The sequence below is a fragment of the Verrucosispora sp. WMMA2121 genome, assembly GCF_027460185.1.
GTDB lineage: Bacteria > Actinomycetota > Actinomycetes > Mycobacteriales > Micromonosporaceae > Micromonospora > Micromonospora palythoicola.
Map to the genome: position 1 here is coordinate 1,137,021 of NZ_JAPZBH010000006.1, position 13,487 is coordinate 1,150,507.

Annotated in this window: 17 protein-coding genes; 7 read left to right on the forward strand and 10 right to left on the reverse strand. The window is 72.1% G+C overall.

The window, feature by feature from the left end; all coding sequences use genetic code 11:
- Window positions 1–145: 145 nt before the first annotated feature.
- Window positions 146–661 carry a septum formation initiator gene (locus tag O7605_RS14155; RefSeq protein WP_269739613.1) on the reverse strand — a complete coding sequence of 172 codons (516 nt, stop codon included), beginning with the start codon at window positions 659–661 and terminating at the stop codon, window positions 146–148.
- A gap of 103 nt (window positions 662–764) precedes the next feature.
- Between O7605_RS14155 and O7605_RS14160 the strand changes: the two genes are divergently transcribed.
- The 3 genes from O7605_RS14160 to O7605_RS14170 all read left to right on the forward strand — a co-directional run bounded on the left by O7605_RS14160 (window position 765) and on the right by O7605_RS14170 (window position 3,388).
- Window positions 765–1,457, forward strand: coding sequence for a response regulator transcription factor (locus O7605_RS14160; protein WP_210830227.1), 693 nt, complete (start codon window positions 765–767; stop codon window positions 1,455–1,457).
- A complete protein-coding gene (locus tag O7605_RS14165; RefSeq protein WP_269739614.1) occupies window positions 1,454–2,722 on the forward strand; it encodes a sensor histidine kinase in 1,269 nt (422 codons plus the stop codon). The genes O7605_RS14160 and O7605_RS14165 overlap by 4 nt, the downstream gene beginning before the upstream one ends.
- A 135-nt stretch (window positions 2,723–2,857) precedes the next feature.
- A complete protein-coding gene (locus O7605_RS14170) occupies window positions 2,858–3,388 on the forward strand; it encodes a PepSY domain-containing protein (protein WP_269739615.1) in 531 nt (176 codons plus the stop codon).
- A 74-nt stretch (window positions 3,389–3,462) separates the two neighbouring features.
- On the opposite strand, the gene O7605_RS14175 is transcribed toward O7605_RS14170, so the two are convergent.
- The gene (locus O7605_RS14175) at window positions 3,463–4,350 is read right to left on the reverse strand and encodes a sulfotransferase domain-containing protein (protein WP_269739616.1); all 888 of its coding nucleotides are present in this window, start codon (window positions 4,348–4,350) and stop codon (window positions 3,463–3,465) included.
- A gap of 94 nt (window positions 4,351–4,444) precedes the next feature.
- On the opposite strand from O7605_RS14175, the gene O7605_RS14180 reads away from it, so the two are divergent.
- Window positions 4,445–5,449, forward strand: a complete 1,005-nt coding sequence (locus O7605_RS14180; protein ID WP_269739617.1) for a beta family protein — start codon at window positions 4,445–4,447, stop codon at window positions 5,447–5,449.
- Here the strand turns inward: O7605_RS14180 and O7605_RS14185 are convergent.
- From O7605_RS14185 to O7605_RS14210, 6 genes are all read right to left on the reverse strand, one after another.
- A complete protein-coding gene (locus tag O7605_RS14185; protein WP_269739618.1) occupies window positions 5,433–5,714 on the reverse strand; it encodes an adhesin in 282 nt (93 codons plus the stop codon). The two genes, O7605_RS14180 and O7605_RS14185, sit on opposite strands and share 17 nt — an antisense overlap.
- Before the next feature lie 210 nt (window positions 5,715–5,924).
- The gene (locus O7605_RS14190) at window positions 5,925–6,242 is read right to left on the reverse strand and encodes a hypothetical protein (protein ID WP_269739619.1); all 318 of its coding nucleotides are present in this window, start codon (window positions 6,240–6,242) and stop codon (window positions 5,925–5,927) included.
- Between the two features lie 93 nt (window positions 6,243–6,335).
- Window positions 6,336–6,683 (reverse strand): DUF1330 domain-containing protein, encoded by a 348-nt coding sequence (locus tag O7605_RS14195; protein WP_269739620.1) that lies wholly within the window; start codon window positions 6,681–6,683, stop codon window positions 6,336–6,338.
- A 24-nt stretch (window positions 6,684–6,707) separates the two neighbouring features.
- Window positions 6,708–7,145 carry a nitroreductase family deazaflavin-dependent oxidoreductase gene (locus O7605_RS14200; RefSeq protein WP_269739621.1) on the reverse strand — a complete coding sequence of 146 codons (438 nt, stop codon included), beginning with the start codon at window positions 7,143–7,145 and terminating at the stop codon, window positions 6,708–6,710.
- An 89-nt stretch (window positions 7,146–7,234) separates the two neighbouring features.
- Window positions 7,235–7,774 carry a hypothetical protein gene (locus O7605_RS14205; protein ID WP_269739622.1) on the reverse strand — a complete coding sequence of 180 codons (540 nt, stop codon included), beginning with the start codon at window positions 7,772–7,774 and terminating at the stop codon, window positions 7,235–7,237.
- Between the two features lie 138 nt (window positions 7,775–7,912).
- On the reverse strand, window positions 7,913–8,509 hold the full coding sequence (locus O7605_RS14210; RefSeq protein ID WP_269739623.1) for a pentapeptide repeat-containing protein: 597 nt from the start codon (window positions 8,507–8,509) through the stop codon (window positions 7,913–7,915).
- A 72-nt stretch (window positions 8,510–8,581) separates the two neighbouring features.
- Between O7605_RS14210 and O7605_RS14215 the strand changes: the two genes are divergently transcribed.
- From O7605_RS14215 to O7605_RS14225, 3 genes are all read left to right on the forward strand, one after another.
- Complete coding sequence (locus O7605_RS14215) at window positions 8,582–9,814, forward strand: serine hydrolase domain-containing protein (protein WP_269739624.1); 1,233 nt, start codon at window positions 8,582–8,584, stop codon at window positions 9,812–9,814.
- A gap of 46 nt (window positions 9,815–9,860) precedes the next feature.
- Complete coding sequence (locus O7605_RS14220; protein ID WP_269739625.1) at window positions 9,861–10,505, forward strand: NAD(P)-dependent oxidoreductase; 645 nt, start codon at window positions 9,861–9,863, stop codon at window positions 10,503–10,505.
- Window positions 10,506–10,707: 202 nt separating this feature from the next.
- Window positions 10,708–12,069, forward strand: coding sequence for a M20/M25/M40 family metallo-hydrolase (locus tag O7605_RS14225; protein ID WP_269739626.1), 1,362 nt, complete (start codon window positions 10,708–10,710; stop codon window positions 12,067–12,069).
- 42 nt (window positions 12,070–12,111) lie between these two features.
- Here O7605_RS14225 and O7605_RS14230 read toward each other — a convergent pair whose 3' ends face one another.
- Entirely contained in the window at window positions 12,112–12,576 is a 465-nt protein-coding gene (locus O7605_RS14230) for a PPOX class F420-dependent oxidoreductase (RefSeq protein ID WP_269739627.1), read from the reverse strand.
- A gap of 19 nt (window positions 12,577–12,595) precedes the next feature.
- On the reverse strand, window positions 12,596–13,225 hold the full coding sequence (locus tag O7605_RS14235; protein ID WP_269739628.1) for a DUF6642 family protein: 630 nt from the start codon (window positions 13,223–13,225) through the stop codon (window positions 12,596–12,598).
- Between the last annotated feature and the right edge of the window lie 262 nt (window positions 13,226–13,487).

The following is a 13,487-nucleotide window of genomic DNA, read 5'->3' on the forward strand; positions in this document are numbered from 1 at the left end:
GGGGTCAGCGCCGATCAGCCCCCTTTGTGCCTCGAACGTATGTCGCGTTCCCCGCCGGTAGCCAGGCGATCGGCTGTCCGATCAAGGACATTCGGCGTAACGATCATGGGTTTGACCTGCGGTGACGCCCGAATGTGCGGGTTGCTCAGTCGTCGGGGTCGAGCGTGGGCACCCCGCCCACGCACCAGACCGACAGCTCGTACTCGCCGCTCGGGCCGACGAACGTCACGTCCGCGTCGTCGTCCGGGCCACGATCGACGTCGTCGACCCGGTAGCCCGGTCGTGCGCTCCAGGAAACCAGGTAGACCCCGTCGGGCCGGCACTCGGCCACCGCGCTGCCGCCCGTGGTGGAGAAGCCGCGTCGGTTGGCCGACTCCGCGTTCGGGTCGGCCGGCGACACCGGGCTCGACGGCGACCCGCTCGGGCCGGGACCGGTCGTCGTACTGCCGGACGCCGGGGTGCCGGTCGGCACGCTGCCGGGCGGATCGGTACCCGGTGCCGGTTCGGCGAGCGCGCGGGCGATCTCCTCCTGGCTGCGGACCCCACCCGGCGTCCCGGTGAGGCTCTCACCGACCAACCGGATCGCGGCGAGCCCGATCAGGGTGGCGACGACCGCGGTGGCCAGCCATCCGGCCACGGCGAGGAAGGTTCGACGGCCCATCACCCGACTATCCCCGATCGGCGGTTGGGGTGACCTTCGGGCAACGCTAAGGGAGGGTTAACGAAGCGGGGCTCTGACGATCGCCGGGGATACCCTGCCTGCTGTGGCCCGCCTGCTGCTGATCGAGGACGACCTGACCATCCGCGCCCCGCTGGTGCGGGCGCTGCGCGAGCGGGGACACGCCGTGGCCGCCGCCTCCACCGCGATGACCGGGCTGCGCGACGCCCTCGACGACCGCCCCGATCTCGTGGTGCTCGACCTCGGGCTGCCCGACCTCGACGGCCGTGAGCTGCTGCGGATGCTGCGGGCCGTCAGCGCCGTACCGGTCATCGTGGCCACCGCCCGCGACGACGAGCGGGAGATCGTCCGGGTGCTCGACGCGGGGGCCGACGACTACGTGGTCAAACCGTTCACCGCCGCCCAACTCGACGCGCGGGTACGCGCGGTGCTCCGCCGCGGACCCGGCGGACAGCCGGAGGATCCGACGGTGGTGGTCGGCGGTCTGCGGATCGACCCCCGCTCCCGGCAGGTCGACCTCGACGGCGAACCGGTCGAGTTGACCCCTCGGGAGTTCGACCTGTTGCGGCATCTGGCCACCCGGGTCGGTGAGGTGGTGACCAAACGGGAGTTGCTGACGGAGGTGTGGCAGATCCCGTACGGCGGCGCGGACAAGACTGTCGACGTGCACCTGTCCTGGCTGCGCCGCAAGCTCGGCGAGAGCGCCCAGCGGCCGCGCTACCTGCACACCGTACGCGGGGTCGGGGTGCGCCTGGTCACCCCGGAGGTCGACGGGTGAGGGCCCGCCTGGCCCTGCTGGTCGCCGCGGTGAGCGTCCTCATCGTGATCGCCTTCCTGGTGCCGCTGGCGTTGCTGCTGCGCACCGCCGCCGAGGACCGGGCGACGGTGCGGGCCACCGCCGACGCACAGAGCCTCGCTCCTGTGGTGGGCACCGCCGACCCGGAGACGGTGCGGCTGACCGTCGAACAGCTCGCCGCCGAATCGGCCCGGCCGGTCAGCGTGTTCCTGCCGGACGGCACGGTGCTGGGCTCGGACGCCCCCCGCACCCCCGCGGTGGAGCTGGCCGGGCGGGGACAGAGCCTCACCGCCGAGACGGCCGACGGTCGAGAGGTGGTCATCGCGGTGCAGGGTCGCGCGGACGGCACCACCGTGATCCGCACCGTGGTGCCACGGGCGGAGATGACCGCCGGGGTGGGACGTGCCTGGTCGGTGCTGGCCCTGCTCGGCACGCTGCTGGTGCTGATCGCCCTGGCCGTCGCCGACCGCCTGGCCCGCACGCTGGTCCGGCCGATCGGCGAGCTGTCGGAGGTCTCGCACCGGCTGGCCAACGCCGAACTGGACGCGCGGGTGCGGCCGTCCGGGCCGGCGGAACTGCGCGAGGTGGGCGGTGCCCTCAACCACCTCGCCGGCCGGATCCAGGAGTTGCTGGTGCAGGAGCGGGAACAGGTGGCCGACCTGTCGCACCGGCTACGTACGCCGCTGACCGCCCTGCGCCTGGAGGCCGAGTCACTGCGCGACCCGCAGGACGCCGCTCGGGTGATCGACGCCGTGGACGGTCTGGAGCGGGCGGTCACCGGTCTGATCCGGCAGGCCCGCTGGCGTGCCCCCACCGACGGCGCGGTGGTCGCCGACGCCGCCGCCACCGTGGCCGATCGGGTCGCCTTCTGGTCGGTGCTGGCGGAGGAGACCGGCCGTGCCGTCGACCTCGACCTGGCCCCCGGCCCGGTTCCGGTCGCCGTCGCGGCCGACGAGTTGGCCGCCGCGCTGGACGCCCTGCTCGGCAACGTGTTCGCGCACACTCCGGACGGCACGCCCTTCGCCGTCCGGCTCCGTGCCGTCGGCGACCAGGTCGTCCTGACGGTCGCCGACGAGGGCCCCGGCATCGCGGCCGACTCGGTGCGCCGGGGGGCGAGCCGGGCCGGGTCGACCGGACTCGGGCTGGACATCGCCCGCCGGGCGGCCCAGGCCAGCGGCGGCCGGCTGAAGCTGGGCGAGCGGCCCGGCGGCGGTGCCGAGGTGACACTCTGGCTCGGCCGGGCATGACCCTGGGCGAGGCACGCCGGCCCGTCACTCTTGGTGCGCAGATCCGGTCTTAACCGGGGCTTAGGGTTCGGACAGCGCGCCGCTATCGCGGCCCGACCGATCCTCGATACGACAACCGAGGAGAGGTGCACAACGATGAAGCGCAACCCCCTGATCCTGGCGTCGGTCGGCGGCGCGGCGGCGGTGCTCGCGGTGGCCGGGGTGTTCCTCGGCGTCGCGGCGGCGGACGACAGCCAGGCACGGCAGACCACCCTGACCGCCGCGACCGGCGCACCGACGACCGCGGGTGTCCCCGACGGCACCACCGGCGCCACGGCCCCGGACCCGACCGGCACCACCGTCCCGGCCGACCCGACCAGCGTGACACCCAGCACGCCGGCGCAGACCCAGCCGGCCACGGAGGGTGACGCGGTGAGTCGGGAGCGGGCCGGTGAGATCGCGCTGGCGCAGGCCGGCGGTGGACGGATCACCGAGACCGACCGGGACGAGGAGAACGGCCGGGGCATCTGGGAGGTCGAGATCGTCAACGGCGGTACCGAGCACGAGATCGACGTCGACCGGCAGTCCGGTGAGGTGGTCAAGGCCGAGCAGGAGCCAGCGGACGACGACGAGGACGACCGGGACGACGATGACGACGAGGACGACGACGACCGGGACGACGACTGACCCGAACCCCTCGGGTCGGTGACGGCCCACCGGCGCCCCCGGAGCGGCACCCCGCTCCGGGGGCGCCCGCGTCTTCACGCCTCGGTTCGGTGCAGCCAGGCCAGCAGGTCCGGCGGTGCCAGGGCGGCGGCTCGGGAGTGGTAGCGGGCATGGGCATCCGCGTCGAGCAGCGTGCGGCCCTGACCGGACCGACCGCTGCGGAAGAAGGCGTTGCGGTCCTTCAGGATGCCGGCGGCGTCGGGCGCGAGCCGGTCGGCGCGGGCCCGCATCCGGTCGAAGGTGGCCGCCTCCACCAGATCAGGTCCGGGCGGTTCGAGGCCCAGGCGCTCGGCCAGGCGCCGCATCTGCCCGGACAGGTCGACTCGCAGGTCGTCGTAGTGGACGAGGTGGACGTTCGGTTGGTGCCGGCGGGCCCAGGCGTCGCCCAGGTGCCACAGGACACCCGGCAGCGAGTCCAGTTCGGCACGGGGATCCGGATCCGCGTCGATCCAGCGTACGAGCGCCTGTTCGACCGGCGGACGGGGGCGGGCCGGCTCCGTTGGGGCGGGCTGGCCGGTCAGCTCGGCGAGCCGGACGCGATCCAGATTGGCCCCCTGGTGGTGCAGTGAGACCGCCGCGTCGAGTGGATGGCGGGCCACCACCACGTAGTGCACCCGGGAGTCACTCGGCACCCCGTCCAGCGGCGTGTGGGTCTTGATGAAGCGCCGGTGCCGCTGGGCGGCCAGCCGGGCGTACACCCGCTCCGGCGGCTCGACCAACCAGTCGAGCCAGGGTGACAGCTCGGTCAGCGGCGCCGGCAGTTCCGGCGTACGCAGCACCAACAGGGCACAGATCATCTGCATCCAGGTCGTCCCGCTCTTGGAACGCGTGCTGATCACGATGTCACCGGGGCGGAAGGGAAAACCCTGCCAGCGGACGCTGTCCTCGTCGGCGGACCGGTACCTGGCCAGTGCGTGAGACACCGCGCGAGGATAGTCGGGGAGTTGACACCTGTCCGGTGAATTCCCGCTCTTCCGCCCTGTGAGGTGGGTAATCGGCTGGCTACATTTAATTATGATGCCCGCCCTCGGAGGACGGGCGGAGGAGCCGGTCTACCGTCCCGTCCTCGCCGCCCGGCGCGGGGAACTGGAAGCGCTCGGCCACCTCGATGACGCCCTCGCCCCGCTGCTCAGCCCGATCCTTCAACTGTCCGAACTCGACAGCACCGTCCTCGACGCGCTGACCCGGTTGCCGCCGGGGCTGCGGCCCGCCGTCGAGTTCGGTGCCCTGCCCGACACGACGGCGTCCGTGCTGACCCGCCGGGGCGTACCACTGGTGCCGGTGATCGGGCTGACGGACGGCGAGCGGCGGTTGGCGGCGCTCGGTGCCACGGCCCGGGCACAGACCCAGCGGGCCGTGGTGCGCCTGCGGCTACGTCGGGACCGGGCCGGCCCCGACGCCACCACCGTGGCCGTGGAGCGGATCGGCAGACACGCGCGGCTGGTCCCGGAGCAGTGCGATCTGGTGCTCGACTGCGGCGACGTGTGCTGTCCGGCGGACGTCCGGCTGGTCGAGCCCCGGGTCCGGCGGATGCTGGACTGGACCCGCCGGCACACCTGGCGTTCGGTGAGCGTGGTGGCCGGTGGCATGCCGCCGGTGCTGTCCCGGCTGCCCATCGACGAGCCGGTACGGGTGGACCGCTGGGACTGGCTGCTCTGGCAACGGCTGGCCGACCTGGGCGTCACCTTCGGCGACTACGGCGTGGCCTCGACCACGGGCCAACCCACCGTCGACCGCCACCTGACGGTCCCGTACACCGGCGACGGCGTCTGGTTGATCCACCGCTGGTCGCGCCGCCGAGGTCAGGGTGATCAGCGGGTCGCGGACCTGTGCCGCACGCTGGTGTCGAGCCCGCACTGGCCGCCGACCGGCGCGAGCTTCTCCTGGGGCGACCAGGAGATCTCGCGCCGGGCACGCCGGGGTGCCGGGGCAGGCTCGGCAACCAACTGGATGGCGTGGAGCACCTCCCACCATCTGGCCCACGTGTTGAACGCGCTGGCCCGGTCTACTCCTTCTCGGTGAACCCGAACTGCACGACGCCCTCGTCGTCGACGGTCGCGTCGACCGAGGCGTCACCGAGCAGGTCGGCCGCGTCGGAATCGAGAAAGATCCGGGCGCCCTGGTTGTCGACCACCTGGTCCCCCTCGACCGGGGCGGGTACCAGCTCGACGCTGAGCGAGCCGGCGGTGGTGTCCGCGGCGATGCGTACCCCGCCGCCCTCGGAGACGTCCTGCTGGGCGGCGAGATCACGGATCACCAGGACGGCGTTGTCGGTCATCGTGAGCATGGTGGGACTCCTCGTGGGTTTCTGGGCTCCCGGGCGGTGCCATCCACCGCCACATCGGGGCAGCTCAAGGCCCCTCCAGCCCCCACGGTGCCCGCTGCCGAGGCGTCCGTCAAATAGAGCGATGTCAGCGCGACACGAGGCATGACGGCCCGCTGGGCGGGTATCGGTGCCGGTTGGGCCTCGTGCGCACCGACCCGCCTCGTGCGCCGCTCAGGCCGGGGGCCGGGGCGGCAACGCGGCTGCGGGGTCGCCGCGTTCGATGAGCGCGGCGATGTCGGCGTCGCGCAGGCCGCGTAGCGCGAGCACCCGGGTACCCCACCGGTGCAGCCGGCACGGGTGCGGGCTGGCGTCGTTGCGGCAGACCGTTCCCCCGGACCAGCGTCGGGGTGCGTGCACCACGACAGCCCGCACGGCGAACTGGGCATCCTCGGCGGTCACGTACGGCGGCAGCGGAATATCCCGCAGCCCCACCCCGGGCCGCTCGCCGGTGGGCGGGGCGGGACGGACGGTACTGCTGCTGCTGTTCATCGGCCTGGCCTCCACACAGGACAGTCGAACACGGACAGCAGGACGTTACGACCCGGTGGACCCGCGGTGACGGACAAACTGTCCCGGGTGCGCTCAGCCGGTCGCGGCCTGTGCCCGCAGCGCCGCAGCCGTCCGGCCGGGGTCGTAGCCGGGGCCCACCCCGTCGAAGATGATCGCCGAGGCGTCGATGTGCCGCGTCCGCAGCGGCAGGATCTCCTGGTACGCCGGCGAGTCGTACCAGGCGTGGGCCTGCTGCCGATCGGGGAACTCGAGGATGACCACGCTGCCCGGCCACTCCCCCTCGCGTACGTCCACCTCCGGACCGTGCACCACGAACCGGCCGCCGAAGGGCTCCAGGGTGGCCTGGATCCGCTCCAGGTAGGTCAGAATGTCCTCGTTGACCTGCGGGTTGCGCAGGTGCGCCAAGGCGAAAGCGGGCATCGTTCGTCCTCCCCGGTCGTCTCGTCAAGCACGTTCGAGCAGTACCACCGGGATGTCCCGGTCGGTCTTCGCCTGGTAGTCGTCGTAGGCCGGCCAGACGGCGGTCATCACCGGCCACAGCCGCGCCTTCTCCTCGGGCGTGGCCGGGCGCGCCCGCGCGGTGAACCGGTCGGCACCGACCTGCACCTCGACCCGCGGCTCGGCCAGCAGGTTGAGATACCAGGCCGGGTGCTGCGGAGCCCCACCCTGGGAGGCGACCACCGCGTACGCGTCGCCGGACCGGCCGTAGATCAAGGCGGTACGCCGCAACGCGCCACTGCGCCGCCCACGGGTGGTCAGCAGCAGCGTGAAGACGCCCGGTCGCCACTCGTGCCCCTCGGCACCGTCGGTCTCGACATAGCGGTTGATGTGCTCGGCCACCCAGTTCGTGGGGCTGTCCAGCACCCGTTCGCCCGTGGTCATGCGGTCCTCCCGGTGGTGTGGGACGGTCGCCGACCAGGCTACTGCCGAAGTGGGCCGCCGGCCGGGCAACGACCGGCCGGCGGCCCCGCTCAACCGAGCGCCGCGGTGAGCCGGGCGATCTGTGCGGCCTCCGTGAGCGTGCTGCCCTGGCCACGGACGTACCGCACGGTGCAGAAGAGCGTCACCCGGTAGCCGCCCACGATCGCCGCCACGGTGGTGCCGTCGCAGTCCGGGCCGCCGGAGAGTCTCATCGTCACCAGTTCCCGGGCCTCGGCCGCGGCGTCGGTGAGATTGCTGCCGAAGCCGTTGGTGTAGGACCCCGGGCAGTAGATCTGCACGTCGAACCCGCCCACCAGCGAGTCGACGAGCGAGCCCCGGCAGCTCACGCCGTAGGTGAGATAGAGCTGGTAGAGACGCAGCGCCTCCAGGTTCGCGTCGCTGAGCGTACGGCCGAAGCCGTGGATGTAACCCGCGTCGCCGCAGCGGATGATGACTCGGTAGCCGCCCACGATCGCCTGGGACGACGAGGTCGAGCAACTGGCGGCCGCCGTGGCCGGCCCCACCGGGACCACCACCGCGACCAGGGTCAGCACGGCCGCGACGAGCGCGGCCCGAAGGGTACGGAACATCGATGCGATCCTCCTGGTCCGGGACGAACGGTCACCGTCGTTCAGCTCAGCACCCGTCCATTAGAAGCAGCCTTCATCGACACAAAAAGCTGATTGCGCATAGACGACAGAGAATGGATCGGACGGTGGCGCGGGCGGTCAGTCGCGGATGTCGAACCCGAGGGCCCGGGCCAGGGTCGCCGCCTGCATCAGGTCGATGACCGCTCCCTTCCGGTGCACCGAGGCCGGGTCCAGTCCGGCCAGGTCACTGCCGCGCAGGTCCGCACCGGTCAGCCGCGCCCCGCGCCACTGCACGTCGGACAGGTCGCACCCGGTCAGCGCCGCGCCGGACAGGTCGGCACCGGACAGGTCGGTCTCGCGCATCCGTACCCCGGTGAACCGCGCGCCGCGCAGGTCGCCGCCGGCCAGGGTGAGGAACGACCAGTCGCCCCCGGTCACGGTCAACGGCCGCAGGTCGCAGCGGTCGAAGGTGCTGCCCAGCAACTTGCAGCCGGTGAACTCCGCCTCGAACAGGTTGCACCGGGTGAAGACGCACCGGGTGAATGCCGAGTCGACGTGCCGGGAGACGTTGAAGGTCACGTCGCCGAAGGTGCAGCCCGTGAAGACCGCGCCCTGGCTGGTCGCCTCGGTCAGATCCACCCGGTGGAAGGTGCAGTTGACGAAGTGCCGGTCGGCCAGGTCCTCGGCGTACCAGTCCTCATCGTGGAAGGTGACGTCCTCGGTCGGCTCCGGCATGACAGCAGGCTAGCCAGTGACCCCGACAACAGAGCTTCCGCGCCTCGCGTACCGGCCGGTAGGTTGCCTGGGGTGAGCATCACAACCAGCATCGAGGCGGGACAGGTCGGATTCGACCCGGCGCGGCTGGCCCGCATCGACGAACACTTCGCCGGCTACGTCGACGCGGGGCGGCTCGCCGGTTGGCAGGCGGTGGTCACCCGGCGCGGCGAGATCGCGCACAGCTCGACGTACGGGCTGCGGGACCGCGAGGCGGGCACGCCGGTGGAGCCGGACACCCTCTGGCGGATCTACTCGATGACCAAGCCGATCACCTCGGTCGCGGCGATGATGCTGTGGGAGGAGGGTCGCTTCGAGCTGACCGACGAGGTCGGCCGCTGGCTGCCCGAGTTCGCCGACATGCGGGTCTACTCGAAGGGGTCGACCCTCAAGCCGTACACCGTGCCGGCGGTCGAACCGATCCGGATCTGGCACCTGCTCACCCACACCGCCGGCCTGACCTACGGCTTCATGCAGACGTCGGTGGTCGACGGGCTGTACCGGGCCGCCGGCTACGACCTCTACCCGCCGGCCGAGGTCGACCTGGCCGAGGCGTGCCGGGTCTTCGGTGAGCTGCCGCTGCTGTTCCAGCCCGGCACCGCCTGGGGCTACTCGGTCGCCACCGACGTGCTCGGCCGGCTGATCGAGGTGGTCTCCGGGCAGAGCCTGGACACCTTCCTGACCGAACGGATCCTGCGTCCGCTGGACATGGGCGACACCCGCTGGCACGTCGACGGCGCGGACGCCGAGCGGCTGGCCGCGCTGTACGTCCCGGATCCGGCGTCCGGTCGCGCGGTGCGGTACGACGCACTCGGCGCGCTGGCGTACGAGAAGCCGGCGCTGCTCTCCGGCGGCGGTGGACTGATCTCCTCGGCCGCCGATTACCACCGCTTCACCCAACTGCTGCTGCGCGGCGGTGAGCTGGACGGCACGCGGCTGCTCGGTCCCCGGACGGTGCGCTTCATGACGCGCAACCACCTGCCCGGCGGCCAGGACCTGGGCACCCTGTCCACCGGTGGGTTCGCCGAGACCAATCTCGACGGCGTCGGATTCGGGCTCGGCTTCGCGGTCATCGACGACCCGGTGCCGAGCCGGGTGCCGAGCAGCGTCGGCGAGTACTACTGGGGCGGCGTGGCCAGCACCGCGTTCTGGGTCGACCCGGTCGAGGAGATCACCGCCATGTTCTTCACCCAGCTGATGCCGTCGAGCACCTGGCCGCTCCGCCCGCAACTGCGCCAGCTGGTCTACTCGGCACTCGTCGACTGAGCCGTTCCGCCGACGCCCACCCGACCGAATCCCTAGCCTGGGAGGCGTGGTCAACATCGTCGTGTTCGGCGCGGGTGGCACCGCCGGTTCGCGGATCGTCCGGGAGGCGTTCGACCGGGGGCATCGGGTGGTGGCAGCGGTGCGTCGTCCCGAGGCGGACGCGCCGTACCTGCCGGCCGGGGTTCGGGTCGTGACCGGGGACGCGACAAGCGTGCGTAGCGTGCGGGAGCTGGCCCCGGAGGCGGACGCGCTGGTCGTGGCGATCGGCGGCGGTGACCGTACGCTGTGGCCCGACGCGGCGCGAACCGTGCTCGACGCATTGCGGGGGATGCCGGCGGCGCCCCGGGTCATCCACGTCGGCGGGGGTGCCACCCTGCTCGACCCGGCCGGCACGCCACTGCTGGACGACCCGGACTTCCCCGACGAGTACCGCGACGCCGCGCTGGGCCAGGCGGAGGCCCTCGACGTCTACCGCTCCTCGGCCGACGGGGTGACCTGGACGTACGTCTGCCCACCACCGCTGGAGTTCCATCCGGGCGAGCGCACCGGCCGGTACCGCACCGGCACGGACCAGCCGGTAGCCGACGCGGCGGGCCGAAGCGTGCTCAGCTACGAGGACCTGGCGGTCGCGGTGGTCGACGAGATCGAGAACGGCCGCTTCCGGAACATGCGGTTCACCGCCGCGTACTGAGCACGATCACGGCAAATCTGATCTTGAGTGACGGCGACCCGCCGGATAGATTCGAGTCTCTGTGACCCGGACGTCACACCCCTGACGCGCGGGTCGGACCTCGAATCAGGAGGGCGCCGTCTTGGCCTCGCTCGACGACACCGTGACACCCCCGCACGCATCGTCCCGCTCCACCGGATCAGGATCGCTCGACCGGCGACGGATGTTGACCGTCGCGCTCGGCGGCGCCGCCGCCGTGGCGCTGCCCGCCCCCGCCTGGGCGGTCACCGACCGGCGTCCGGGCGCGCACCGCCCCCCGACCCTCACCCCGTCCGACCGGATCGTCGTCGCCCAGCTGTCGGCGAAGCGTGCCCTGCAACACCTGAAGGTGCTCTCCGAGGACATCGGCCCACGCATCGGCGGCACCGACTCGGAGCGCCGGGCGGCGCACTACATCGCCGGCCAGCTCGACCGGCTGCGCTACGACACCACGCTGCAACCCTTCCCGGTCGCCGACAAGTTCCTCGCCCAGCTCAGCGCACCGTCCGGGCTGCCACGGGACCTGAACTGGCAGGTCGGCGCGAGCGGGCAGGCCGCGCTGGACACCCGGGTCACCGCACCGGTGGTCGATGTCGGCGCGGGTGCGCCCGGCGACTACCCGGCCGACGTCAGCGGCCGGATCGTGCTCGTGGACTATGTCGCGGCCCAGCGCGAGCAGCTCGCCGCCACCGCCGTCGCGGCCGGTGCGGCAGCCGTGGTCTTCCTGCCGGCCGACCTGGTGGAGCCCCGTCGCGCGTCGGCGTTCTCCCCCACGCTGCCCGGCTCCGCCACCACGCCGCTGCCGATTCCGGTGGTCGGGGTGGCCCAGGCGCAGAAGCACCGGCTGCGCGCGTTGCTGGCCGCCGGGCCGCTCACCCTGACCATCGTCACCACCGCCCACCGGGGACTGACCTCGCACAACGTGCTGGCCGAGCGGCGCGGTCGGGCGGGCCGCGATGCGCCGGTGGTCATGGTCAGCGCCCACTACGACTCGGTCATCGGCGCGCCGGGTGCCAACGACGACGGCTCGGGCACCGTGCTCTGCCTGGAACTGGCCCGGGTGCTGAGGGCGGTGCCGATGAACGCCACCGTGCGCTTCGCCCTGTGGGGCTCGGAGGAACAGGGGCTGATCGGCTCCCGCTACTACGTGGCCCAGCTGCCGCAGCCCGAGCGGGACCGGATCCTCGCCGTCTACCAGAACGACATGGTCGCCACCAGTTGGGACCCGGCGACCCGGTACTGGCTGTTGTCGTTCACCGGCGAGAGCAACCGGGCCACCGACGAGGTCGCGGCCGCCGCCCGGCGGCTCGGCTACGAACCGCGGATCTCGCCGGTCACCCAACGCGGCGCCAGCGACCACCAGTCGTTCCAGGAGGTCGGCATCGCCAGCGCGAACTTCTCCTGGCGCGGCGAGGAGTCTCCGGCGCTGCTCGAACCGCCGTACCACAGTCCCGAGGACACCATCGCCAAGAACATCAGCCTGGAACGGCTCCAGGTGTCGATGGAACTGATCGGCTGCGCCGCGTACGCGACGGCTCGGTGCTGAACCCCGGTGGGGCGCGGCGCCACGCCGCGCCCCACCGCGGGATCAGTCGGCCAGTCGGGCCGGAAAGCCGCCGGTGGCGATCGGGCCCCACCCGGTGACGGTGATCCTGATCAACGACTTGCCCTGCCGCCGCATCGCCTCCCGGTACTCGTCCCAGTCCGGATGCTCGCCGGAGATGCTGCGGAAGTACTCCACCAGCGGTTCGAGGGCCTCGGGCAGGTCGAGCACCTCGGCGGTGCCGTCGACCTGCACCCACGGACCGTTCCAGTCGTCGGAGAGCACACAGGCCGACACCCGGGGGTCGCGGCGGATGTTGGCGACCTTCGCGCGTTCCGGATAGGTGGAGATCACTAGCCGGCCCTGCGCGTCCACCCCGGCCGAGACCGGCGAGGACTGTGGGCGGCCGTCGGCGCGGGTGGTCAGCAACACCACCCGGTGCCGGGGGCGGAGAAACTCAAGCAGTGCGTCCCGGTCGACCCGGGTGTTACGCGCGATCATGCGTGCCATCGCTCGTTTCTACCAGCACTCAGGCGTGCTGACCGGCGGACGGCTGGCTGGGTACCCGAGGTCGCAGCGACGGCCGCCAGGCCCGGCCGTTGGCGTAGATGATCCGGAAACCCAGGTACGACGCGAGCGGCGCCCAGTGCGCCGAGCCCATCCGCAGCTCGGCGGCGTTGTGGCGGCGGCCGTTGGCGAGCACGTCGAGCAGCACGGTCTCGAACGCCGCCGACTCGACCCAGTCCACCTCCCGGGTGAAGCCGCAGATCAACGCGGCGCCGGTGACGGCGAGGAAGTCCCGCAGCACCGGCTCGGGGGCGCGTAGCACCGAACAGCTGCCGAAGTAGAGGCGTCGCCCCTCGCAGCGTCCGGCCATCAGCTCAGCCACCTCGGTGAGTTCCACCGAGTGCCAGTCGGTGAGGCACAACCGGTTCGGCTCGCCGTGCATGGCGAAGAAGCCGAGCCGGTGGTCGGCGTACTGCTTCAGCAGCCAGCGGTCGATGAAGTAGAACAGCTCGTCGCGGGTGGCCGCGTCCTTGTGGATGAAGCGGACCTTGCCCAGCCGTTCGAGCAGTTCCAGGGTGGGCAGCACGGATCCGCGCTCGTTGAGATCCCGGTGCCACTGGCCCTCGACACAGAAGATGCCCCCACGCGCCACGCCCACCTCCCTCGCCGCCGGCGCTGACGTTACCGGGCCGGTTGACCCGGTGAACATCACCCTCCGTGGCACCGGCTGCGACCTTCCGCACGGAAATGGCTGCTCTACGGCTGCTCACCACCGGATGCCGGTTTCGGAAACGCGCCTAATTCACAGGCAATGCCCAGGTAAGGCGAATTACGAGGACAATTCTCGTTTATTCCATCCAATCGGCTGCTCCGGTGCGAGGGTGGATCCACGGGACAGCCCGGTCGAAGTCCCG